The organism is Labrys neptuniae (assembly GCF_040797145.1).
GTDB lineage: Bacteria > Pseudomonadota > Alphaproteobacteria > Rhizobiales > Labraceae > Labrys > Labrys neptuniae.
Window position 1 is genome coordinate 144,417 of sequence record NZ_JBFNQD010000009.1, and the last position, 23,546, is coordinate 167,962.

Below are 23,546 nucleotides of genomic sequence, written 5' to 3' on the forward strand. Positions count from 1 at the left end.
CAGGCTGGAACGGGGCTGAGAGACGGAGTTTGACGGGTTTGTGGGAGAGTTTGTGGGCGGTCGCCGGCTGGCTGGCGGTGATCTTGGCCGTGATATCGTTGCTCGGCTGGTCGGTCACCTTCGGCTCGACCCTGGCAACCTTCTATCTCGTCTTCAAGCATTGGCGCCTGCGCAAGGCCGGTGTCGAGGCCGAGCGCCTCCTGCTGGCGCGGGGCCTGCCTGACCGGGCCGACCTGCCGGATGTGGTGGTGCAGATCCCCACCTTCAATGAAGGCGCCATGGTCGCCCGTGCGCTCGACGCCGCCACTGCCCTCGACTGGCCGCGCGAGCGCCTGCATATCCAGATCCTCGACGATTCCACCGACGGCTCCACCGTCTTCGCCAATGAAGAGGTGGCGCGGCGCCGGGCGCAGGGCTTCGACGTGGTGCTGATCCATCGCAAGGATCGCACCGAATACAAGGCCGGCGCGCTTGCCAATGCGATGACGCTGACGCCGCATGGCTTTTTCGCCATTCTCGACGTCGATTACGTGCCTGACCCCGATTTCCTCAAGAAGACCATGACCTGCCTGTTGGCGGATCCCAAACTCGCCTTCATCCAGGCTCGCTTCGACTATCTGAACCGGGATGCCAACCCGCTGACGCGCACCCAGGCGGTGCTGCTCGACGCCCATCTCGCCATCGAGCAGGGCACGCGCTGCTGGGCTGGCCATCCCCTGCCGTTCAACGGCACCTGCGGCGTCTGGCGCCGGGAGGCGATCGAGGCGGCCGGCGGCTGGCGCGGGGGCACCTTGGCCGAGGATCTCGACCTGTCCTACCGGGCCTGGCGCATCGGCCGGCGCGGCTCGTTCCTGATGAGCGTGCCTGTGCCCGGCGAACTTCCCGAGACGATGAAGGCCTGGATGACCCAGCAGCAGCGCTGGACCAAGGGCTTCGGCGAAGTGATGCTGCGCCTGCTCTGCCCGATCCTCGGCGACGGTTCGCTCTCGCTCACCGATCGCCTCAAGGCGGCGATGCATCTGGGGGTGTGGTGGTCGGGCCTGGCCTGGGCCGTGGCCCTGCCGGCCGGCATCGGCGCGATCGTGCTGGGAGCACCGCTGCGCTGGGAATTGGCCGGTGTCCTGGTCGGCCAGCTCTTGATCGGCTATGTCGCGCTCTTCGTGTTCCTCAGGGCCGGCAACCTGTCCCTGCGGCCCGGGGAGACCAGCCTCTCCGATTTCCTGCGTGAATTCGTGCAGGTCTCCCGCGATCTCTTCCGCATCGGCGCCGTCATCGGCCCCGCCCAGCGCGAAGTGATCTTCGGAAAACGCAGCGAGTTCGTGCGCACCCCGAAATCCACGGCAGCGCCCAAGGTCGTCTGAGACTGGTCCGTTGTCTCAGGCCGCCGGCCTGAGCACGCCGGTCTGACGGCCGGCAGCGGCGATGATGTCGAGCGCACGCTCGATATCGGCGGCGCTGTGGGCGGCCGAGACCGAATAGCGCAGCACCACCTCGCCATTGGGCGTGGCCGGTGGGATCAGCATGTTGACGTAGAGCCCGGCGCGAAGCAGGGCGGTCCAGGTGTCGAGCCCTGCCTTGATGCCCGGCATGCGCACGGCGCCGACCGGGCCAGGCGGGGCCAGAGGCGGCAGGCCGAGGCCGGTCAGGCCGCGATGCAGGGCTTCGGCATGGCTGAACACGGTTGCGCGGCGCTCGTTGTCACCGGCGATGATCGAGAGCGCCTGACGGGCGGCGGCCACCACCGGCGGCGGCAGGGAGGCGGTATAGAGATAGCTGCGCGCGGCAAAACGCAGGGCCCGGAAGGCCGGATCATTGGTGACGCAATAGCCGCCGACCACGCCGACGCTCTTGGAGAAGGTGCCGACGATGACGTCGACCTTGTCTTCCACGCCCTGCGTTTCGGCGACGCCGCGCCCCCGGGCGCCGTAGAGCCCGAGCGAATGGGCCTCGTCGACCAGCAGCACGGCGCCGGTCTCGGACGTCACGGCGCTGATCGCTTCGAGCGCGGCGACATCGCCGAGCACGCTGTAGAGGCCCTCGACGATGACGAGCAGGCGGCTTGGCGCGATCTCGCTTTGTGCGATGATGCGGGCGAGATCGGCAGCGTCATTGTGCTTGAAGGTGAGGATTTTGGCGCCCGAGAGCCGGCAGGCATCGAAGATCGAGGCATGGCAATGGGCATCGAGCACCACGGCATCGCCCTCGCGCACCAGCCCGCCGATGGCACCGAGATTGGCCATGAAGCCGGTGGAGAACACCACGGCATCGCGCCGGCCGTAGAGCTCGGCGATGGCCTTTTCGAGCTCGACATGCAGGGCCTGGTTGCCGCTGGCGACGCGCGAGGCGGTCGAGCCCGTGCCGAAGCTCGCCAGCGCCATACTGGCTGCCTCGATGCAGGTGGGATCGAAATTGAGGCCGAGATAGGAGTTGGTGCCGAACATCAGGGTTTCGCGCCCCTCGATCACCGCCCGAACCGGGCTCAGCACTCGCTCGATCACCACGCTGAGCGGGGTGAGGGCGCCCCCGGTGGAGCGGTCGAAAATATCGGCGAATCCCTGCGATCGTGCCCTGATGCCCGGCGGCCCTGCCATCGTTACTCCTTGTTTCCAAGCCAATCCAACGGATTGGCTGGAGTGTCTTTGTGATTCCCAGCGATTTCGCCAGATCATGAAACTCGATCGCCCGGCAAGAGTTTCCACTTGCCGGCTCGTTTCGGTCATACCTTATTTTTTCGCCTCGTCCATCCGGACAGGGATGAATCTGCTGCCCGAAGGGAGTTCGTGCCTTGAAACGCCTGATCGTCAGCCATCGCACGACCTATCGCTATGCCGAATCGGTCAGCTTTGGGCCGCATCGCATGATGCTGCGCCCACGCGACAGCCATGAGATGCGACTGATCTCGGCCACCCTGACCACCTCGCTGCCGGCCGAGTTTGCCTGGACCTACGATGTCTTCGGCAACGAGGTCTGCACGGGGGTCTTCACGGGCCAGGCCGGCGAATTGTCGATCGAGAGCCGGCTCGAGATCGAACGCTTCGCCTCGGCGGTGCCAACCAACCACCTGACCGGCGGCGAGGCACCTTTCCCGGTTACCTATTCGGCCGACGAGACCATCGATCTCGGTGCTGCCATGCTCGCCTCGGCCGACGACTATCCCGACGATCTCAGGCTCTGGATCGCCGGGGCCCCGAAGCGCCATCCGGGCGGGGCGCGGGATCTGCTCACCGGCCTGTGCCAGGAGATCCATGGCGAGTTCGCCTATGTCACCCGCTTCGAACAATCGACCCAGGATCCGGCCGTCACCTTCGCAAACCGAAGCGGCGCCTGCCGTGACTTCGCAGCCCTGTTCATCGCCGCGGCCCGGCTGCTCGGCTTCGGAGCGCGCTTCGTCTCGGGCTATCTGTTCGATCCGCCGCCCGAGGGAGGAGCGCCGATCCTGCAAGGCGCCGGCGCGAGCCATGCCTGGGCCGATGTCTATCTGCCGGATATTGGCTGGATCGAGTTCGATCCCACCAATGGCCTGGTGGCGTCCGACCGCCTGATTCGCATCGCGGCGGTGCGCGAGCCGCATCAGGCGATACCGATATCAGGCTCGTTCATCGGCACGCCCACCGCCTTCATCGGGCTGTGGGTCGGCGTGGACGTCGAGGAGGTCGAGGAGGCGGGCCTGTCGCCGTACAGGTGACGTTCGGCCTTGTTTGAAGGCCAATATTCTTTCCGAGCAGGGACTTTAGAAGCTAGAATGGGCTTCATTCTCTCCGAACCGGAAGCAATCCATGGAACGGCTCGAATGCGACCGCATGTTCGTGGCAGTGCTGGAGGCTGGCAGCTTCTCCCACGCGGCGGCCCGGCTCGGCACCAGTTCCGGCCAGGCTTCCAAGCTGGTGTCGCGGCTGGAAGCCGATCTCGGCGTGCAATTGCTCAAGCGCACCACACGGGCCTTGTCGCCGACCGAGATCGGCCGCGCCTATTACGATCGCATCAAGGCCGTGCTGGAGGAGTTCGATGCCCTCGATGCTTCCGTTCGCAGCGCCTCGGGCCTCGCGGCGGGACGCATCAAGCTCTCCGCGCCCCTCAGCTTCGGCACCATGCATCTGGCGCCAGCCTTCGTCGCCTTCGCCAAGCTCTATCCCGATATCCAGCTCGATGTCGGCTTCACCGACCGCGTGGTCAGCCTGGTCGACGAAGGCTTCGACATGGCGGTTCGCATCGGCAACCCCGGCGATTCCAGTCTGATCGCCCGCAAGCTCTGTGAGGTCAGCATGGTGACGGTGGCGGCGCCCGTCTATCTCGCCGAACATGGCGAGCCCCTGCACCCCCGCGAATTGGCGCGCCATGAATGCATCATCGATACCAATTACAGCGATCCGCTGAGCTGGCGTTTCCAGACGGATGGGGCGTCGCTGCAGGTGGCGGTCAGGGGACGGCTGCAATTCTCGAACGGGGAGGCGAGCTTCAAGGCGGCGGAGGCAGGGCTCGGCATTGCCTGTGGGCCGAGCTTCCTGGGCGGCGAGGCGCTGCGGGCGGGCCGCCTCAAGCCCGTGCTGCGCAGCTTCGAGGACAGGCCGCTCGGCGCCTATGCCCTCTATCCGCCCGGCCGGCATCTCGCGGCCAAGATACGCGTTCTCGTCGATTTCCTGGCCGAACGCTATCGCGGCAGGCCGCCCTGGGAGCAGGGATGGTCCTGACATAAGTTCCACAATGGAATTAATGTTCTGTCTTGAGCCAGGATAATCGCCAGAACGGAAATGGTGCAATGTACAGGCAGCAATCCTTTTCCCGGAGACGATCATGTTCGACACCCGCACCGCCCCCTATGCCGCCCTGTTGCTGCGCCTGGCGCTCGGCGTTCTCTTCCTGGCCCATGCCGGGCTGAAGATCTTCGTGTTCACGCCGGCCGGCACCGCCCAGTTCTTCGGCTCGCTCGGCCTGCCGCCGGCGCTGGCCTATGTGACCATTGCCTGGGAGATCATCGGCGCGCTTGCGCTCATTCTCGGCGTCTGGCCGCGCCTGGCTGCCCTGGCGCTGATTCCGGTGCTGGCAGGCGCCATCGCCACCGTGCACGGCTCGGCCGGCTTCTTCTTCACCAATCCCAATGGCGGCTGGGAATTCCTGGCGCTGTGGATCGCCGGCCTTCTCGCGCTTGCCCTGATCGGCGACGGTGCCCTGGCGCTGAGGCCGACCCCTTCGCGCGCCGCCGCCAACTGACGCAATGCTTGGCGCGTTAACCCGCCCTCGTCCGGAGGATATCATGTCAGCCAGTGACGCTCCCCTCAGCATCGGCACGGTCGGCCTGACCGTGCACGACCTCGATGCGACAAGCCATTTCTACGAACAGGCGATCGGCCTGCAGGTGGTGTCGTCGGAGGCGGGCCTGCGCCGGCTTGGAACCGGCGAGACGGTGCTCCTGGAACTGCGGCATGATCCCAAGGCCCGGCAGCGTTCGCCCCGGGAGGCCGGCCTGTTCCACACGGCCTTCCTGCTGCCTGACAGGGCCGATCTCGGCCGCTGGCTCAAGCATGCCGTCGAGGCGCGGCTGCCGCTTCAGGGTGCTTCGGATCACCTGGTCAGCGAGGCGATCTATCTGTCCGATCCCGAAGGCAACGGCATCGAAGTCTATGCCGATCGCCCGCGCAGTGCCTGGACCGTCGACGGCGGCACGGTGACGATGTCGACCGAACGCCTGGACGTGCAGGACGTGATCGCCGCTGCCGGCACGACGCGCTGGCAAGGCTATCCGGCAGGCGGCATCGTCGGCCATGTGCATCTCCAGGTCGGCGCCACCGAGCCGGCGGATGCCTTCTTCGGCGGTGCGCTCGGCTTCGATCTCACCGCCCGCTATCCGGGTGCCAGCTTCTATGCGACGGGCGGCTATCACCATCATCTGGCCGCCAATATCTGGAACAGCCGAGGGGCGGGCCCGCGCGATTTTCCTTCGACGGGCCTGGCCGAGGTCGCGATGATCGCAGCCGATGAAGACATCCTTGCCGCCTTGCGGAACCGTGTACGGGCTGCCGGCGTTGCCACTACGGAAAAGCAAGGCGGCTTCGCCCTGCACGATCCCTGGGGAACCTCGTTCTCCATCGTCACCCGCAAAGGCTGAGTCATGCTGGTCAACGGAAAATGGAGCGCCGACTGGCACCCGGTGCAGGCGACCGACAAGCAGGGCGGTTTCGTGCGCCAGGTCTCGAAGTTCCGCAACTGGGTCACGCCCGACGGCAGTGCCGGGCCGACGGGCGAGGCCGGCTTCAAGGCCGAAACCGGGCGCTATCATCTCTATGTCGCACTGATCTGCCCCTGGGCCTCGCGCACCCTGATCGGCCGCAGGCTCAAGGGGCTCGATGACGCCATCTCCGTCAGTGTGGTCGAACCTTCAACCACCGAACAGGGCTGGCGCTTCGGCACCTATCCCGGCGCGACGCCCGACACGGTGAACGGCGCCACCTATATCCACGAGATCTATACCCGGGCCGATCCCAACTATACCGGCCGCGCCACGGTGCCGGTCTTGTGGGACAAGCAGCGCGGCACGATCGTCAACAACGAGTCCGCCGATATCCTGCGCATGCTCAATGATGGTTTCGGCGCCCTTGCCCGCAATGACATCGACCTCTACCCCGCGGATCTGCGCCCCGAGATCGACGCCCTGAACGAGGCCATCTATCCCAGCCTCAACAACGGCGTCTATCGCGCCGGCTTCGCCACCACGCAAGAGGCCTATGAGGCCGCCTTCTGGGGCATTTTCGCCATGCTCGACCGGATCGAGCAGCGTCTTGCGGCCGGCGGCCCCTTCCTGTTCGGCGCCCGCCTGACCGAAGCCGATATCCGCCTGTTCGTGACGTTGGTGCGCTTCGATGCCGCCTATCACGGGCTGTTCAAATGCAATCTCAGGCGGATTGCCGACTATCCGGCGCTCTCGGCCTATCTCGCCGCGATATTGGCAGTGCCCGGGATCCGCGAGACCGTCAGCATCGATCACATCAAGCGCGGCTATTATTCGATCAAGGCGCTCAATCCCAATGGCATCGTGCCTGTCGGCCCCGACCTGCCGGGATTGACTACGGTCGAGGCCAAGGCGGCATGACGGAGAGCCTGATCATCCTCCTGCATGGTGTCGGCAGCAATGGCGGTGACCTCATGCATCTGGGTGACATCTGGCGCGAAATGTTGCCGGGCGCCACCTTGGCAGCGCCGGACGCGCCCTTCGTCTTCGAGGGCGGCCGGGGCCGGCAATGGTTCAGCGTCGCCGGTGTGAACGCGCAGAATCGCGGCGGGCGCATTGTCGCCGCCCGGGCCGCCTTCGACGCCACCGTTCAGGAGGCCATCGACAGGCACGGCTTTTCGCAGGCGCCCGAACGCGTGGCATTGGCGGGCTTTTCGCAGGGCGGGATCATGGCGCTCGACGCACTCGCTTCCGGCCGCTGGCCGCTGGCGGTCGTCGCCTTTTCCGCGAGGCTGGCGACACCGGACCCCCTGGCACCGGCGGCGGGAAGCGCCGCCTTGCTGGTCCATGGCGAGGCCGACAGGATCATTCCCGCGCGCGAAAGCGAAGCGGCGGCCGAGCGGCTCGATCGTGCAGGTGTCCGCACCGAGCTCTTCATCGAGCCCGGCCTCGATCACACCATCTCATCGGAAGGCGCCATGAAGGCGGTGGATTTCCTGGCCCGGCGCCTGGGCACCCGAGCGCATGCATAGGGTCGGTCCGGCGAATATCCGAGTGTTGCACTGACTGCCGGAACACTCCGTTCACGCCAGCGGCAGTTCCACCACGAAACGGCTGCCGCCGCCTTCGCGGCTTTCGCAGCGTACCGAGCCGCGGTGGCGCCCGGCAATCTGGCGCACCAGCGCCAGGCCCAGGCCCCAGCCACCGGAGGTCTCGCTGCGGCCGGCAGGCCGGTAGAACGGCTCGAACAGATGGTCTCGCTCTTTCTCGGCAATGCCGGGGCCGCGGTCGCTTACCTCGATGCGGGCCTGTCCCTTGTCGCTGGCGATGGTGATCTCCACCGGCGGCCTGCCATGTTTGCCGGCATTCTCCAGGAGGTTGCGCATCAGCCGGCGCAGCAGCGTGGCATCGCCGCGGATTTCCACGGGCTCGCCATCGGCGGCGGCGCCGGTGCGGGCGGCCTCCTCGGCCGCCAGGCCCAGGAGGTCGACCGGAACCCCTTCGAGCGGCATGGCGGTGGCATAGTCGAGCCGGCTGGCGAGCAGGATCTCCTCCACCAGCTGGTCGATCTCCTGCAGGTCCCGGTTGATCTCCTCGCGCACAGCCGCGCTGGGTTTGTCCGCGCCGATTTCAACCGCCATGCGCAGCCTTGCCAGGGGCGAACGCAATTCGTGGCTGGCATTGGCGAGCAGCGCCTTCTGGGAATTGACCAGGGTCTCGATCCGGCTGGCGGCGCCGTTGAAGCTGCGGGCCACCATGGCGACCTCGTCGGTTCCCTGTTCCGCCACCCGTCGGTTCAAGGCGCCGCTGCCCCAGCTCTCGACACCGGCGCGCAGCGTTTCGAGGCGACGGGTCAGCCGGGCCGTCGCCGGCCAGGCCGCGATACCGACGCCGCCGGCGACCAGGAGGGCCAGCAGCAGCACGCGCAAGCCCGGCTTCGGCGGCCGCGGCAATTGCGCGAGCACGGTGCGCCCGCCCGGCAGGTCGAGGCGGACGACATGATCGAGCCAGCGCTGTGGCACATCGTCGTCTCCAGCCGGCAGGGCGATTGGAAAGCCGCGCGAGGCGATCAGCACGCGCTGCTTGCTGTAGACGGAGATCGAGGCGCCCATTTCCTCGCTGAGCTTGCGGATCTCGTTAGGCAGGTCTTCCGGCGTGCGTTCCTGGAAGCGCACCAGCTCGTCGGTCAGCCGGACGCGCAACGCGCCCCAACGTTCGCCGGCCGTATCGCCCGCCATGCGCCAGAGCGAGCCGACCAGCAGCGCCAGCACGACGAGACAGGCGAGCAGGGTGAGGTAGACCTGCCAGAACAGACGCTTGCGAAAGAATATCAGCATGGGCGCTGGCTCTTGGTCCCGATCAGGCTAGAGCGTTTTCCAAAAAGTTGATAGACTTTTCGATTAAGAAAACGCGTCAAAACAAAAGGTTAGAGAGAAAGTGCGATTCAGCGAAATCGCACTTTGCTCTAGTCCGCATCCTGCCGCTTGGCGAAGACATAGCCGGCACCGCGCACGGTGAGAATGCGGCGCGGATGCTTGGCATCGTCCTCGATGGCGGCGCGGATGCGGGAGATGTGCACGTCGATCGAACGGTCGAAGACCTCCAGCTCCTCGCCCTTCACCAGATCCATCAGTCTTTCGCGGTTGAGCACCCGGCCTGCATTGTCGGCCAGCGCCAGGAGCAGATCGAACTGATGGCTGGTGAGCGGACGTTCCTCGCCATCGATGCGGGCGCTGCGCGAACCGCGATCAATGGTGAGACGCCCGAAGCGCAGGGTCTGGTTGTCGAGTTCGGCCGGCGCCGTGCGCCGGCGCAGCACGGCGCGCAGGCGGGCGAGCAGCTCTCGCGGATTGAAGGGCTTGGGCAGATAGTCGTCGGCCCCGATCTCGAGCCCGACGATGCGATCTGTATCGTCGCCCCTCGCGGTCAGCATCACCACGGGAATGTTGGAGCGCATGCGCAGGCGACGGCAGACCTCGAAGCCGTCGAAGTCAGGCAGCATGATGTCGAGTACCACGGCATCGTAGCCGTCGCGCTCGATGGCGCCGAGGCCTTCCGTGCCCGACGGCCTGTGATCGACGTCGAAACCCGCCGCCGCCAGATAATCGCCGAGCATGGCGGCCAGCCTGGTGTCGTCGTCGATGATCAGGATGCGTTCCACGCCCACTGCCTGCTCCGCACGAATGCATTTTCTGGAAAAGACGGTCGGCTTTTCAATTGAGAAAATGCGTCAAAACAAAGAGTTGAAGAAAAATCCATTCGGCCGCTCCCCGGGAGGAGCGGCCGTCATTCTGTATCGATCCTAGAGCGTTTCGCGACTTGATGGAATTGCCATGTATCGCGAAGGCACACTCGCCAATCCGTTGGATTGGCCTGGCAACAGCGAGTTGGAGCAAAGCGGCGTTTGTCGCCAAGCGCGCTCTGCTCCAGGGGCCTCAATTGTCGCCGTTCTCGCCGTCCTGGCCGCCATCATCCGGCCGTTCGGGGCGGCCTTGTCCGTCAGGGTGTCCGCGATGGCCGCCCATCATCGGGCCGTGCGGGCGCCAAAGATCGGCACGATCGGCCAGCTTGGCGCGCTGCTCGGGCGTCAGCACGTCGGCGGTAGCGAGCACGGCTTCGACGAAGCGTTTCGACTTGGCGTCGGTCCGGGCCACGAAGTCGCTACGCAGTTTCTCGACCGCCGCCTTGTCGATAGTGGGCGCGCGCAGGAGATCGATGGCCTGCTTGCGGAAGGCGGCCCGGTCTTCCGGCTTGGGGGCGAGGTCGGTATAGGCGGCGGCGACGATGTCGTGCACCTTGGCCTCTTGCTCGGAGGTGGCCGCGACCGAATCCAGCGACATCCGCACGAAATTCTGGATGCGCTCGAGCCGGGGGCCGTGATGCCAGCCACCACCGCCCATTACGGCGGCAGCAGCCAATCCGCCGGCGCCGAGGGCGATGCCGGCCGCCATGGCGCCGCCGAGCACCAGCACGCGTGGCCAGCGGCGGGCGGGGACGGAAGCGTTCGGGCTTTCACTCATGTCAGTCTCCATCAAGGGCAGTGCCGCACGGCAAGGGCCGCGCCGGGCATTGCGGGATGACGAAGCCTAGCCAGGAGAGGTTTCGCGCCGTCCGGGCATTTGTAAAGTTAGATGAAGCACATAAGGAAAAACCGCGTCCCGCCGGAGCGGGAGCGCGGTTGGATGGAAAGGGCGTCGCTCGGATCGAGCCGGTCCTCAGAAGGTGACCACCGAGCGGATCGACTTGCCTTCATGCATGAGGTCGAAGGCGGTGTTGATCTCGTCGAGCGGCATGGTGTGGGTGATCAGGCTGTCGATCTCGATCTTGCCTTCCATGTACCAGTCGACGATCTTCGGCACGTCGGTGCGGCCGCGTGCGCCGCCGAAGGCGGTGCCTTTCCAGACGCGCCCGGTGACGAGCTGGAACGGGCGGGTGGAGATTTCCTGGCCCGAGGCCGCCACGCCGATGATGATCGATTCGCCCCAGCCGCGATGGCAGCATTCCAGGGCCTGGCGCATGGTCACCGGCAGGCCGATGCATTCGAAGGAGAAATCGGCGCCGCCGCCGGTGAGATCGACGATGGCCTCAACCACCTTGTCGTGGCCGACTTCCGCCGGATTGACGAAATGGGTCATGCCGAACTTCTTGGCCATCTCGACCTTGGCCGGGTTGAGATCGACGCCGATGATCTTGTCGGCACCCACCATGCGGGCGCCCTGGATGACGTTGAGGCCGATGCCGCCGAGGCCGAACACCACGACATTGGCGCCGGGCCAGACCTTGGCGGTGTTGGTCACCGCGCCGATGCCGGTGGTGACGCCGCAGCCGATATAGCAGATCTTGTCGAAGGGGGCGTCCTCGCGCACCTTGGCGAGTGCGATCTCCGGCAGCACCGTGAAGTTGGAGAAGGTCGAGCAGCCCATATAGTGGAAGACCTCGCCGCCGTCGCAGGCGAAGCGGCTGGTGCCGTCGGGCATCACGCCCTTGCCCTGGGTGCTGCGGATGGCGGTGCACAGGTTCGAACGTTGCGACAGGCAGGTTTTGCACTGGCGGCATTCGGGCGTGTAGAGCGGAATGACGTGGTCGCCCGGCTTCAGGCTGGTGACACCGGCACCCACCTCGCGCACGATGCCCGCACCCTCATGGCCCAGAATGGCAGGGAACAGGCCTTCCGGATCGGCACCGGACAGCGTGTAGGCATCGGTATGGCACACGCCCGTGGCCATGATCTCGACCAGCACCTCGCCCGCCTTGGGGCCGCCGATCTCGATGGTCTCGACCGTCAGGGGCGCTCCCGCCTTCCATGCCACAGCCGCTCTCGTCTTCATGATTCACTCCCTCAAGCGTTTTGCGATGTGCCGGGATCGGCAAGATCCGCAAAGACGCGCCGAACCTAAGAGCCGGAGCAGATGAGCATTCTTGCTTGAATGCGTCCTGCTCCGGAATTCGCCAAAGGGCTAGCCGGATGCGGCATGAAGCGCAAGCATCGCGGGAGTGCGATGTTTCCCTCGCGGCTTAGAAGTGTCTTATGGCCGGTGAAAGTACGCCAAACTATCGCGGTGCGCGCTTGGCCAGGATGCGCTGCAGGGTGCGCCGGTGCATAGCCAGGCGTCGCGCGGTCTCGGAGACGTTGCGGCCGCAGAGCTCATAGACACGCTGGATGTGCTCCCAGCGCACCCTGTCGGCGGACATCGGGTTCTCGGGCAGCTCCGGCTTATGGCTGGGATCGGCCATCAGCGCCGCATGGATGTCGTCGGCATCGGCCGGTTTGGCGATATAGTCGAAGGCACCCAGCTTCACCGCCGTGACGGCGGTGGCAATGTTGCCGTAACCGGTGAGGATGATGCCGCGCGCATCGGGGCGCTTCACCTTCAGGCGCGAGATCACGTCGAGGCCGGAGCCGTCGGTGAGTTTCATGTCGATCACGGCGAAGGCGGGCGGCGAGCCTTCCACCTGCGCCAGTCCCTCGGCGACCGTGTCGGCCGTGGTGACGGTGTAGCCCCTGGCTTCCATGGCTCGGCCCAAACGCTGCAGGAACGCCTTGTCGTCATCGACGAGAAGGAGTGAACGATCGGGAAATTCAGGGGCAACCATAATGCGGACTCACCTATCCTTGGTTCGAGCGAAGGGGCTCCGTTTCGCGTGAAGGGAAAGCATCTCGCCAATTCAGCGCGAGACCCCCGCTCCCTCCGGACCTTATCGTCGGCAACGCATCGCAGACCGACCCGTTGCTGACGATATGGTCAAGTGATCGAAGACCCCGATCGCCTCCTTTGGCGCGACAGTTCGCCACAGTGGGGACTATAGCGGCAAAGTGAAGAAATTTCACTGGCGACAGCCAGCTATCGTTTATTCGGTTATGCGCCGATTGCAATCCCCAGAGATTATTATGGGGCGTGGCCGGGGTAACGATGCATGCGATCAGGGCCTGCGGAAAGAATTCGAGCAGCGAAGCCCGCGCGTTGCTGTCGGGCGCGACCTGCATACCAGCTGCATATCCTTGCCGCCGCACGGCACCGAGAAGACCGGCACAAGTCCTGGCAGTACTCGCTGTTCCCGCTTGGTTGATCGCGGCCTCCACCAGTTTTTTCTCGCGGCTCGACGAGCAGTTCTTGGAGGCATTGTAGCGCAAATTTTCCTTAAGTCTTTGTTTTGATGCATTTTCTTGAATGAAAGGTCTTACAAATAATCTGGAGAATGCAATCGCTTAGGGGTATCGGAGGCGATTTGTCCATGTCCGAGCGAAGCCCTGCGAGCCCTTAGCGCTCGAAGACGTCGCGCGGCCATTCCAGCCTGACGACGGCGCCGCTGTCCGGCCAGGAGCGGTTCGCCAGGGCGATCGCGGCGCCGGAACGCTCGAGCAGCGTCTTGGCGATGAAGAAACCGAGGCCGAGGCCGCCGCCCGGCTGGCCCGGCAGGCGCGGGCGACGCTGGGTGACATAGGGATCGCCGAGGCGTCCCATGATTTCGGAAGGAAAGCCGGGGCCATCGTCACCGACGATCAGGGTCACCGTCTTGGCGTCCCAGCTGGCGGTTATGCTCACCTTGGATTTGGCGAAATCGACCGCGTTCTCGACGATATTGCCGAGACCATAGAGCATGCCGGGATTGCGTGGGGCGGAGGGAGCATCCTCCTCCAGGCCTTGGAATTCGGCCGAGATGGCAATGCCGAAATCGCGATGCGGCGCGGACACTTCCTCGATCAGCAGCGGCAGGGGCAGGCGGGCGAAGGGCGTGCCGCCATCGTCGCCCAGCGAGGCGAGCTTGCCCAGAATCTCGCGGCAGCGCTCGACCTGGCTGCGTAGCAGGCGGATGTCGTCGACGAAATCGCCTTCCGGCGGGGCGGCAACCTCCAGCTCCTTGGCCACCAGCGCGATGGTGGCGAGCGGCGTACCCAGTTCATGCGCAGCGGCGGCGGCCATGCCGTCGAGCTGGGACAGATGCTGCTCGCGCGCCAGCACCAGTTCGGTGGCGGCCAGGGCATTGGAGAGCAGGCGGGCTTCCTCGGCCACCCGCCAGGCATAGACGCCGATGAAAGCCAGGCCCAGCAGCACCGAGAACCACATGCCGATGACATAGAGCATCGGCATGTCGAACTCTTTCCCCTCGAACCAGGGCAGGGGCAGGTGCCAGGCCGTGAGCAGGGAGGCGCAGCCGATGGCCAGGAGTCCCAGCGCGAGGGTCATCAGGGGCGGCAGCGAGGTCGCCGAGATCATCACCGGCGCAAGGAACAGGAAGGAGAAGGGGTTCTGCAGGCCGCCGGTGAGGAAGAGCAATGCCGCAAGCTGCACGATATCGAATCCGAGCAGGGTAGCGGCGCGGGCCGGGTCGACACGCTCGGTCGCCGGATAGCGCAGCCGCAAGGCGACATTGACCAGGATGGAGACGCCGATCAGGGGCAGGCAGGCCTGCAGCGGCACGGGAAAACCGAGACCATAGCGCACGCCCAGGACCGCGACCAACTGGCCGGCGATCGCCATCCAGCGCAGCCGGATCAGGGTTTCCAGGCGCAGCGTATCGAGGCCGAGGCCATCATGGGGCATCACAGAGGCGGTCATCTGCTCACGGGTCGCTCGACGGAATGCTCTTTGGTGGGCGGATGAAACGGCGAAGTCATCCTTCAGGGTTGCGCCGCAATGCCAGCTCCTCCCTGATTCCAGCCGATCTTCTGCGAGAGCCGGCTTCGGAGCAAGCCTCCCTTAGGGCCTGCGGGCGTCGCTGCTAAAGGTTCAAGCCTCGGGAGGTGGTTCGCCCCATGGCCGCCCGATCAAAATGAGAGGCGTGGTGAGGCGGCTGCCGAAAGAGACCAGTGCCTGTTCGAGTGCCACCATCGCTAGGCGCGCAGCCGCTCCGGCCTGTTGCATGAATTGGCTCATCCACAGGCGGATGGCGCCTATGAGACTGGTTGTTATCTTGCCGACGTTCTGTTTGATGTCTTCGAACGTCACAGGCATCTGGCGAAGCGCTTCCATGGTGCGCTGAGCCAGTGGGTGTGCCCGTGGCAGCAGCGTCGCATCCACGCCCTGCCTGAGTTGGGATTGAAGCGCTGGAGTCTTCAATTGTTCCGACGGCAACGACGATAGGGTGCGCGCCACATTGCCGCCGGGGCCGCCCTCGAAAAATTGCACGCCCTGAAAGCGCGTCCCGTTGCTCACCTTGAGTTCGGCGGCCAGCGTCTCGGTCTCGGTAATGGCAGCACGCAGCTGGCCCGTCCTGTTGAACAAGTTGTCGTCGAGAATCCTGCTAAGACGGGCCGAGACCTGCGGACTTTGAAATCCTATGATGTCCACGATCTTACGAATGCCTTGCTCGGTGTTCACCAGCATCGCGCGCGCGTCGGTCAGTTCCTTCAGGTGATTTCCCGTAGAGCCGCCGACCCAAGTCGCTCCTTGGGCTTCAACCAATGCCGCCTCGAAGGTTCCGCGCAAAAACTGGCCTCGCGCAAGCTGATTGAGCAGCGCGCTGATGCTGTCGAACAGCTTCATGAAATCGACGATCGGCACTTCCGTCATCTGGATATATCGCGGTTCTGGCGAAGTCGGTCGATCCGCACGATGTTCAGCTCGCTCGTTGGCAGAACGAGGTTCTCATATTCCAGCGGAATAACGGTTGTCGGGATGCCGAGGGAAATGAAACCAAGCGCCTCGTTGACATAGGGTGCGGCGAACTCTCTCAAGGCCCGATGTGCCCTGCCGCCTGGGTCAACGCGCCCATCGACCCATTTCGTGACATCGTGTTGGAACTTCTCGATTGCTGCGATTGTCTCGGGACCGACGATCCCATCTTCGCGGATCTCTCTCAGCTCCTTGCTCGCGCGCCAGACATTGAGCAGCAGTTGCACGCAAAAGACGTCACATTTCGCGTTGGTTCCGCCGCTTCCAACCGACTGCGCGATATCCATTGGGCGTCTCCATGGATAAAGTATGCGAGAAATTGTGAGATGCGGCGGATTAAAAGTAAAGCGGATGCTTCCGGCCCACTCTGCGTTGCCCGATGTTTCGTCTGCGTGGCGGGAGGCAACCCAGGGGGCGCTTATTGCTCTATACAGTCCCGGCCTGCCGCGCTAAGGAAAACCCAATCGTCCATTCTCGAAGGTTTCTAGCAAATGGCGCCAGTCAGCGATCGCTTGGTCACGGTTTTCGGTGGATCGGGATTTGTGGGCCGCAATCTCGTGCGCTCGCTCGCCAAGCGCGGCTTTCGCGTGCGCGTGGCCGTGCGCCGCCCGGATCTCGCCCAATATCTGATGACCGCGGGCGCCGTCGGCCAGATCCACGGCGTGCAGGCGAACCTGCGTTATCCGGCGTCGGTTGCCGCCGCCGTCGAGGGTGCCGAAGCGGTGGTCAATCTGGTCGGCGTCATGCATGAGCACGGCGCCAACAGTTTCGACGCGGTGCAGGCTTTCGGCCCCGGCGCGATCGCCCGCGCTGCCAAGGCTGCCGGCGTGCAGCGCTTCGTGCATGTCTCGGCCCTCGGCCTGCATGCGGGCTCCGATTCGCTCTATGCCAAGAGCAAGCTCAAGGGCGAGGAAGCGGCCCGTACCGCTTTCGAGGACACCATCATCCTCAGGCCTTCGGTGATGTTCGGGCCGGATGATGATTTCTTCAACAAGTTCGCCGGTCTGGCGCGGATGTCGCCGGTGCTGCCCTTGATCGGCGGTGGCGAGACCAAGTTCCAGCCGGTTTTCGTCGGCGATGTCGCCGAAGTGCTGGCCCGCGGCGCCGAGGGGGCCCTGAAGCCGGGCGCGACCTACGAACTCGGCGGCCAGGAAGTGCTGACCCTGCGCCAGATCTTCGAATATGTGCTCAAGACCACCAACCGCAAGCGCCTGCTGGTGCCGATGCCTTTCGCCATCGCCAATGTGCAGGCGACCGTGTTCGAGCTGCTGGGGACCTTGTCGCTCGGCCTGTTCACGCCGCCCTTGACGCGCGATCAGGTCACGCTGCTGCGCCACGACAATGTCGTGACGGAGGACGCCAGCAAGGCTGGCCTGACGCTGGAAGGGCTGGGCATCCAGCCGGCGACGGTGGAAGCGATCGCGCCGAGCTATCTGTGGCGCTTCCGCAAGGCTGGCCAGTTCGAGAACAAGGTGGCCTGACGACCGGAAACGGCAGTCGGAACGGAAAAGGGCCGGTCCTTGGACCGGCCCTTTTCCGTTGGAGCTCGTCTTCAGCCCATCGTGTAGTAGGCGGCGAGGCCGAGGACGCCGACCACGATGCGCCACCATCCGAACAGGGCGAGACCGCGCTTGGATACGAAATCCAGCAAAGTCTTCACCACGAACCAGCCCGAGATGAAGGCCGTGACGAAGCCGATGGCGGTCAGGCCGAGATTGTCGGTCGTCATCGTCTTGTAGGATTTGGCGAATTCATAGACGAAGGCGCCGACCATGGTCGGCATCGCCAGGAAGAAGGAGAATTCCGCCGCCGAGCGCTTGTCGAGGCCGAGCAGCATGCCGCCGACGATGGTGGAGCCCGAGCGCGAAACACCGGGGATCATCGACAGGCACTGGAACAGGCCGATCTTCAGATAGACCGGCAGGGGCAGCACATAGCAATTGGAGAAGCGCTTCTCGATCTTGAACTGTTCGATGGCAAGCAGGACCAGGCCGCCGGCGATCAGGGCGTAGCAGACCACCGGCACATTGAAGAGATATTGCTTCATCTTGTGCTCGAGCAGCACGCCGAGGACGACGGCCGGCAGGAAGGCAACCAGCACGCCGAGGACGAAATGCTGGGCCTCCCGGTCCTTGGGCAGGGCGGTGGCGATGCGCCACAGCCTCTCGGCATAGACGGCGAGCAAGGCCAGGATCGCGCCGAGCTGGATGAGGATCACGAAAGAATCGTCGCCCTCGAATTTCAGGTAACGCGCCGCAAGCAGGAGATGGCCGGTCGAGGAGACCGGAATGAATTCGGTCAGGCCTTCGACCACGCCTAGGATGATCGCTTCCAGAATATTGGCCAGGGTCATGGGATGCCTTCGCGAGAATCGGGCGCCGATGCGGCCACAGGTCGCCCGTGCGGATGATGGGAGCGGCCCGCGCCTCGCTGGTGCGAGGCGGAAGCCGGAATCGCGGTGATTCTAGGCGCGAGTTATAACCAAACAGTAACCATGACGCAGCGGCGCGGGTATCCCCCCGACGAGAAGCGGGCGGTTCGCGATGCGGTCGTGACCTTCGCAGCGTCTAAGTCAGGGGGATGCCGTTATTCTCATGCATCCCAACCTCGCCAAGGCTCTCGCGGCAGGCATTTCGAGAGAATGAAGTCGGCATGCCGTTTGGGAATGAATTAGGAAGAGTGCGGAAATGTTGCAAAGTAATAGATTAGGTCGGATATAATCCTATGTTTGTATATGATTTTGTCCAAGTAAATTTTATTTAGACATTATTTTGTCTTGGCGGCGGCGGGGCGCTCTGGAAGAAAGATTTCCCGTTCCGGAGCTCGTTTTCGGCTTACGTCAAATTTAGTACTTAAGTAGTATATTTACCACTTAGTTAGGTGTAGGTGGCAATGAAAATTCATTAGGTATTGTAATCGATATCGTAGGGTAAAATTTTCTTTTAAATTTTCACCGACATGATAGGAACTGTGGAGCTGCAATGATGTTGTTGCGGTGGGAGTGAGCGCCCGGCCGATCCGGGCCGTCTTCTTACTTGTCCTCAGTTGTTACACCACAAGCCCATGCAAAAAGAGGCGGTGATTGACCGAGTTGTCTTGGAGAAGCGCAGGGTCTCTATCGGAGTGCGCCAAGATTCATACGACCGACCATTTCGGTTTGCAGAACCCGCTCAACGTTCCGTTGCCGAATTACCAGTCAGCTGTGATTGCACAAGCCCAGGCCCTGAGAGCGCATAGCGGCTTCAAAGCTGCGCGGACCCTCTTCGCGCGCCGTTATGTCGCCATTCTCAAGACCCATCTGCCGCTGATCCATATGGCGACGGATGAGATCCGCTTGATCGTGGGCGCCTATGTGCTGAGCCGTCATTTCGCGGCCTCGCCCCATGATCCGCCGGCCGGTGTCACGGTGGCGGATGTTCAGACCTTCTGTACCGTGCATGCCCTGGCCGGGCACAACCGCATCGGGGCCATGTTGAACCTGCTGCGCCAGGCCGGCTATCTGCGCCAGATCAAGGATCTGCGCGACAAGCGCATCAAACGCCTGGAGGCGACGCGCGCCGGCATCACCATCGCCAAGCAGGTCATCACGCCCTATCTGCAGGCGCTGGCGCAATTGCAGCATGTCGACTACGCCGTTCGGCGGGTGGAGATCGACGATGCCTTTCTCGGCACGCTGGCGCGTTATTGCAGCAATTACTTCCTGATGCACGGCACCCTGGTCGACCTGGTGCCCGAGATGCGCTTGTTCATGGCGCGCGATGCCGGTTTCGAGATCCTGCTCCGGCTGATTGCAACGGAAATGCCGGGCGAAACCCTGAAGGATCGTACCGTCCATTTTCACTATGGCGCCGTCGCCGATTGCTTCGGCGTTTCGCGTGTCCATGTCCGCCGTTTGCTCGAGGACGCGGCCGAAGAGGGCTATGTCACCCTGCACGCTCCGGGGGGACGGGCGATCGAGATCCATGCGAGCTTGTTCGAACTCGTCGACACCTTCATCGCCCTGCAGATGTCACTGCTGCTGCAGGCGGTCCTCCATGCCGGCGGCAAGGCCTGAGCGGCGAGCGGCACCGCCGGCGCAAGCCTTGATGGCTGGAACGCGCCCTGGTCCGGAGCGCCTTGTCATGCCGTTCGAATAAAAGGCGGGCCGGCCCGTAATACGGTTCACTTAAGCAGGAACCCCTCCGAATTTGTCATAGCCGGGCTTGACCCGGCTACCCAAAAGCCGCACGGACGAACCGTCGGGGAGCCGGATTGCCGGGTCAAGCCCGGCAATGACAAAGGTCGAGCCCCCCGAAACGCTTAAGTGAACCGCATTAGGGTCCGGTCCGCCTCTTTCTTCCCGACAGCACAGGCGCGCGCGCAAAGGGCGGCGGCCTGTCTTATCCGCGCAGCGTCGCTCCGGTCTTCTTGCCGACTTCGGCGACGATCTTGGCGGCAACGGCATCGATTTCGACATCGGTCAGCGTGCGGTCCTGCGGCTGCAGCACCACTTCGACGGCGACCGATTTCTGATCTTCGCCGATGCCCTTGCCTTCATAGATGTCGAAGATCGACACGCCCGAGATCAGTTTCTTGTCGACGCCCTGCGCGGCCTTGAGGATGTCGGCGGCCCTGACCTTGCGCGCGACCAGGAAGGCGAAGTCGCGGGTGACCGGCTGGAAGGGCGAGAGGGCCAGCACGCCGCGCGTCTTGGTCGCCTTGGGCTTGGGCACCGGGATGGCATCGAGGATGATCTCGAAGCCGACCACCGGGCCACCGGCATCCAGCGCCTCCAGGGCGGAGGGATGCAGTTCGCCGAACCAACCGATGATGTTCTGCGGGCCGAGCTGGATCGTGCCGGAGCGGCCGGGGTGATACCAGGAAGGCGCCCCTGAGACGATCTGGAAGCTGGCGACCGGTGCGCCGAGCGCGGCCAGCAGCGTGAGGGCATCTTCCTTTGCGTCGAACACGTCAACGGGACTTGCCGGCGCCGACCAATGACGGCCGAAGCCGCCGGGGCGCGCCTGGCCGCGGCGGATGCCGCTGGCGGCGATCTTCTGGTCCTCGGGCCGGTCGCCGCGGAAGATCTGGCCGACCTCGAACAGGGCGACGTCACCGGTGCCGCGATCGGCATTGCGCTGGCCGGCCGCGATCAGCCCCGGCAGCAGGCTGGGGCGCATGTCGGAAAGATCGGCGGCGATCGGATTGGCGAGCGACAGCGTCGGCTGGCCGCCGCCGAAGCGCTCGGCCTCACCCTTGGCGATGAAGGACCAGGTCACCGCTTCCATCAGGCCGCGGGCGGCGAGGCTGCGCTTGGCCAGGCGGGTGCGCTTCTGCAGCACGGTGAGTACCGGCAGCGGCACATGGGCCTCGCGTGGCAGCGGCGTCACCGGGATGGCGTCGACGCCGACGATGCGCATCACTTCCTCGACGAGATCGGCCTTGCCCTCGATATCGGGGCGCCAGCTCGGCGCCGTTACCGCCAGCGAATCGGGTTTGCGGATGACCCCGAAGCCGAGGCGCTCGAGGATGTCGGCGCTTTCGGAGAGGCTGGTCGACAGGCCCGTCAGGCGCGCAACCTCGTGGGCCGGCAGGTCCAGGACCTCGGGCGCGGCGGTGACGCCGCCTACCACGAGGGTTTCCGTGGGCTTGCCGCCGCACAGTTCCGTCACCAGCTGGGTGGCGAGGTCGACGCCCGGCACCATGAAGGCGGGATCGACGCCGCGCTCGAACCGGTAGCGGGCATCGGTGTTGATGCCGAGCGCACGTCCGGTGCGGGCAATGTTCAGCGGCTCCCACAGCGCCGATTCGATCAGCACGTCGGTGGTATCGTCGTCACAGCCCGAATGCTCGCCGCCCATGATGCCGGCGATCGATTCCAGGCCCTTGCCGTCTGCGATCACGCAGATGCTGTCGTTGAGCGCATAGGTCTTGCCGTCGAGCGCCACGATGCTCTCGCCCTCGCGGGCGCGCCGGACGGTGAGATCGCCCACGATCTTGGCGGCGTCGAAGACATGCAGCGGCCGGCCGCGATCGAAGGTGACGTAATTGGTGATGTCGACCAGCGCATTGATCGGGCGCAGCCCGATGGCGCTGAGGCGGCGCTGCATCCAGGTGGGCGAGGGACCGTTCTTGACGCCACGCACCAGGCGAAGCGCGAAACCCGGGCAGAGCGAGGGCGTGTCACCAAAATCGAGCGTCACCGTGACCGGGCAGGGGCCTTCGCCGGCGACGGAGGGCACGGCGGGCGTCTTCAGCCGGCCGAGACCGGCGGCGGCGAGGTCGCGGGCAATGCCGGCGACGCCGGTGCAGTCGGGCCGGTTCGGCGTGAGGTTCACGTCGATGACCGGGTCGTTGAGGCCGGCATACTCCGCAAAGGACATGCCCACAGGCGCGTCGGCCGGCAGGTCGATGATGCCGTCATGCTCGTTGGAGATCTCGAGCTCGAATTCCGAGCAAAGCATGCCGCGGCTCTCGACCCCGCGCACGGGGGCGATGGCGAGCGTGATGTTCTTGGCCGGAATATAGGTGCCGGGCGGCGAGAACACCGATTTCATGCCGGTCCGCGCATTGGGCGCGCCGCAGACCACCTGCACGGGCTCGCCCTTGCCGGTGTCGACCATGCAGACCCTGAGCTTGTCGGCATTGGGATGCTGTTCGGCCGAGACGACATAGGCGATCGAAAAGCCCGAGAGCTTCTTGGCGGGATCCTCCACCCCTTCGACCTCCAGGCCGATGCGGGTGAGGGTGTCGACGATCTCGTCGAGCGTGGCGTCAGTCTCGAGGTGATCCTTGAGCCAGGAAAGCGTGAACTTCATTGCGGGCAGCCTAGTCCAATCGATTTGGCCATGCCGATAGCGCGTCGGGCGCCAAGATGCAAAGAAATCCCGGTTGACGGTGAATGTGAGTGTGCCGCGGGATCCCCGAACCTTGCCGGTGCGGCAGTTCAGGCGGGATTTCAGCCTGCTTAGCTGGTGCTGTGCTTCAAAGCTGATACCGCCCAACCATCAACAAAGTGCACTATCCGCGTAGCATCAAAAGAACGTCCCTGGGGAATTCAGCATCCAGGGTTCATGACGTGCAATTTTATATGCATAAGTATGCATAACTCGCTTGCTCTCGCGGTGCGGGGATATATATTTATATGCATGAACAGCCGAGATATAATTTCCGTTCTGAAAGCCGATGGTTGGGCTGAGGTGACCCAGAAGGGCAGCCACGTTCAGCTCAGACATCCGACGAAACCAGAGCGGGTGACGGTTCCGCACCCTAAGCGGGATCTTCCTCTCGGCACCGTGAAGAGCATCGAAAAGCAATCTGGACTGAGATTGAGGTAACGGAAATGCGCCAATATATCGGATTGATCCATAAGGACCCTGATAGCCTCTATGGCGTATCGTTTCCCGATCTTCCAGGGTGCGTATCTGCTGGCGCTACCTTGGACGAGGCGCGCGATATGGCGGCCGAGGCTCTTGCGCTTCACCTGCAGGGAATGGCGGAGGACGGCGAAGCTGTGCCTGAGCCTTCATCCCTTGAGGCGATCATGGCGGATCCCGAGAACCGGGATGGTGTTGCGATACTGGTTCCCGTCGCCCAGGAAGTTAAGAGCGTGCGCGTCAGTGTGACCTTCCAGGCCGATGTCTTGAGCCAAATTGATAGCTACGCCGAAAGCCATGGCCTGACCCGCTCTGGATTCTTGGCCTCGGCGGCGAAAAGGGCAATGGCGGCTTGATGAAAGACACTGAACACGGGGGTAATGAGCCGACCTGCGGGTTTTAGCGTTGCAGCAC

The 23,546-nt window shown here is 64.3% G+C and carries 22 protein-coding genes; 11 read left to right on the top strand and 11 right to left on the bottom strand.

Annotated elements, in window-relative coordinates; all coding sequences use genetic code 11:
* The first annotated feature begins 29 nt into the window (after positions 1-29).
* A complete protein-coding gene (locus ABXS05_RS23440; RefSeq protein WP_367625557.1) occupies positions 30-1,361 on the top strand; it encodes a glycosyltransferase family 2 protein in 1,332 nt (443 codons plus the stop codon).
* A gap of 15 nt (positions 1,362-1,376) precedes the next feature.
* On the opposite strand, the gene ABXS05_RS23445 is transcribed toward ABXS05_RS23440, so the two are convergent.
* Positions 1,377-2,591 (bottom strand): aminotransferase class I/II-fold pyridoxal phosphate-dependent enzyme, encoded by a 1,215-nt coding sequence (locus tag ABXS05_RS23445; RefSeq protein WP_367625558.1) that lies wholly within the window; start codon positions 2,589-2,591, stop codon positions 1,377-1,379.
* 194 nt (positions 2,592-2,785) lie between these two features.
* Between ABXS05_RS23445 and ABXS05_RS23450 the strand changes: the two genes are divergently transcribed.
* The 6 genes from ABXS05_RS23450 (at position 2,786) to ABXS05_RS23475 (ending at position 7,695) form a co-directional block, all read left to right on the top strand.
* Positions 2,786-3,685 carry a transglutaminase family protein gene (locus tag ABXS05_RS23450; RefSeq protein ID WP_367625559.1) on the top strand — a complete coding sequence of 300 codons (900 nt, stop codon included), beginning with the start codon at positions 2,786-2,788 and terminating at the stop codon, positions 3,683-3,685.
* A gap of 91 nt (positions 3,686-3,776) precedes the next feature.
* On the top strand, positions 3,777-4,688 hold the full coding sequence (locus ABXS05_RS23455; RefSeq protein WP_367625560.1) for a LysR family transcriptional regulator: 912 nt from the start codon (positions 3,777-3,779) through the stop codon (positions 4,686-4,688).
* Positions 4,689-4,791: 103 nt separating this feature from the next.
* The gene (locus ABXS05_RS23460; RefSeq protein WP_367625561.1) at positions 4,792-5,208 is read left to right on the top strand and encodes a DoxX family protein; all 417 of its coding nucleotides are present in this window, start codon (positions 4,792-4,794) and stop codon (positions 5,206-5,208) included.
* A gap of 43 nt (positions 5,209-5,251) precedes the next feature.
* Entirely contained in the window at positions 5,252-6,103 is an 852-nt protein-coding gene (locus ABXS05_RS23465) for a VOC family protein (protein WP_311943745.1), read from the top strand.
* 3 nt (positions 6,104-6,106) lie between these two features.
* Entirely contained in the window at positions 6,107-7,084 is a 978-nt protein-coding gene (locus ABXS05_RS23470) for a glutathione S-transferase family protein (RefSeq protein WP_311943748.1), read from the top strand.
* The gene (locus ABXS05_RS23475; protein ID WP_367625562.1) at positions 7,081-7,695 is read left to right on the top strand and encodes an alpha/beta hydrolase; all 615 of its coding nucleotides are present in this window, start codon (positions 7,081-7,083) and stop codon (positions 7,693-7,695) included. Before ABXS05_RS23470 ends, ABXS05_RS23475 begins: the two co-directional genes overlap by 4 nt.
* Positions 7,696-7,746: 51 nt before the next feature.
* Here ABXS05_RS23475 and ABXS05_RS23480 read toward each other — a convergent pair whose 3' ends face one another.
* The 8 genes from ABXS05_RS23480 to ABXS05_RS23515 form a co-directional block, all read right to left on the bottom strand.
* Positions 7,747-9,000: a sensor histidine kinase gene (locus ABXS05_RS23480; protein ID WP_367625563.1), complete on the bottom strand. Its 1,254-nt coding sequence runs from the start codon at positions 8,998-9,000 to the stop codon at positions 7,747-7,749.
* A 128-nt stretch (positions 9,001-9,128) separates the two neighbouring features.
* A complete protein-coding gene (locus tag ABXS05_RS23485; RefSeq protein WP_256390538.1) occupies positions 9,129-9,830 on the bottom strand; it encodes a response regulator in 702 nt (233 codons plus the stop codon).
* A gap of 268 nt (positions 9,831-10,098) precedes the next feature.
* Positions 10,099-10,683: a Spy/CpxP family protein refolding chaperone gene (locus ABXS05_RS23490; RefSeq protein ID WP_367625564.1), complete on the bottom strand. Its 585-nt coding sequence runs from the start codon at positions 10,681-10,683 to the stop codon at positions 10,099-10,101.
* A 195-nt stretch (positions 10,684-10,878) separates the two neighbouring features.
* Positions 10,879-11,991: an S-(hydroxymethyl)glutathione dehydrogenase/class III alcohol dehydrogenase gene (locus ABXS05_RS23495; protein WP_367625565.1), complete on the bottom strand. Its 1,113-nt coding sequence runs from the start codon at positions 11,989-11,991 to the stop codon at positions 10,879-10,881.
* Positions 11,992-12,214: 223 nt separating this feature from the next.
* Positions 12,215-12,757, bottom strand: coding sequence for an ActR/PrrA/RegA family redox response regulator transcription factor (locus ABXS05_RS23500; RefSeq protein ID WP_068290777.1), 543 nt, complete (start codon positions 12,755-12,757; stop codon positions 12,215-12,217).
* 665 nt (positions 12,758-13,422) lie between these two features.
* Complete coding sequence (locus ABXS05_RS23505) at positions 13,423-14,721, bottom strand: ActS/PrrB/RegB family redox-sensitive histidine kinase (RefSeq protein ID WP_311943762.1); 1,299 nt, start codon at positions 14,719-14,721, stop codon at positions 13,423-13,425.
* Positions 14,722-14,892: 171 nt separating this feature from the next.
* A complete protein-coding gene (locus ABXS05_RS23510; protein ID WP_311943765.1) occupies positions 14,893-15,675 on the bottom strand; it encodes a hypothetical protein in 783 nt (260 codons plus the stop codon).
* Positions 15,672-16,064, bottom strand: coding sequence for a peptidoglycan-binding domain-containing protein (locus ABXS05_RS23515; protein ID WP_311943768.1), 393 nt, complete (start codon positions 16,062-16,064; stop codon positions 15,672-15,674). Before ABXS05_RS23515 ends, ABXS05_RS23510 begins: the two co-directional genes overlap by 4 nt.
* A 204-nt stretch (positions 16,065-16,268) precedes the next feature.
* Here ABXS05_RS23515 and ABXS05_RS23520 point away from each other — a divergent pair, with 204 nt between their 5' ends.
* Positions 16,269-17,258: a complex I NDUFA9 subunit family protein gene (locus ABXS05_RS23520; RefSeq protein WP_311943771.1), complete on the top strand. Its 990-nt coding sequence runs from the start codon at positions 16,269-16,271 to the stop codon at positions 17,256-17,258.
* 71 nt (positions 17,259-17,329) lie between these two features.
* Here the strand turns inward: ABXS05_RS23520 and ABXS05_RS23525 are convergent, their stop codons facing one another.
* On the bottom strand, positions 17,330-18,130 hold the full coding sequence (locus ABXS05_RS23525) for an undecaprenyl-diphosphate phosphatase (RefSeq protein WP_311943774.1): 801 nt from the start codon (positions 18,128-18,130) through the stop codon (positions 17,330-17,332).
* Between the two features lie 849 nt (positions 18,131-18,979).
* Between ABXS05_RS23525 and ABXS05_RS23530 the strand changes: the two genes are divergently transcribed.
* Positions 18,980-19,831 (top strand): hypothetical protein, encoded by an 852-nt coding sequence (locus tag ABXS05_RS23530; RefSeq protein WP_367625566.1) that lies wholly within the window; start codon positions 18,980-18,982, stop codon positions 19,829-19,831.
* A 325-nt stretch (positions 19,832-20,156) separates the two neighbouring features.
* Here ABXS05_RS23530 and pheT read toward each other — a convergent pair whose 3' ends face one another.
* Positions 20,157-22,574 (bottom strand): phenylalanine--tRNA ligase subunit beta, encoded by a 2,418-nt coding sequence (gene pheT / locus ABXS05_RS23535; protein ID WP_367625567.1) that lies wholly within the window; start codon positions 22,572-22,574, stop codon positions 20,157-20,159.
* Between the two features lie 330 nt (positions 22,575-22,904).
* Between pheT and ABXS05_RS23540 the strand changes: the two genes are divergently transcribed.
* Both ABXS05_RS23540 and ABXS05_RS23545 read left to right on the top strand, forming a co-directional pair.
* Entirely contained in the window at positions 22,905-23,093 is a 189-nt protein-coding gene (locus ABXS05_RS23540; protein ID WP_367625568.1) for a type II toxin-antitoxin system HicA family toxin, read from the top strand.
* 5 nt (positions 23,094-23,098) lie between these two features.
* Complete coding sequence (locus ABXS05_RS23545) at positions 23,099-23,488, top strand: type II toxin-antitoxin system HicB family antitoxin (protein WP_068290762.1); 390 nt, start codon at positions 23,099-23,101, stop codon at positions 23,486-23,488.
* Positions 23,489-23,546 lie beyond the last annotated feature (58 nt).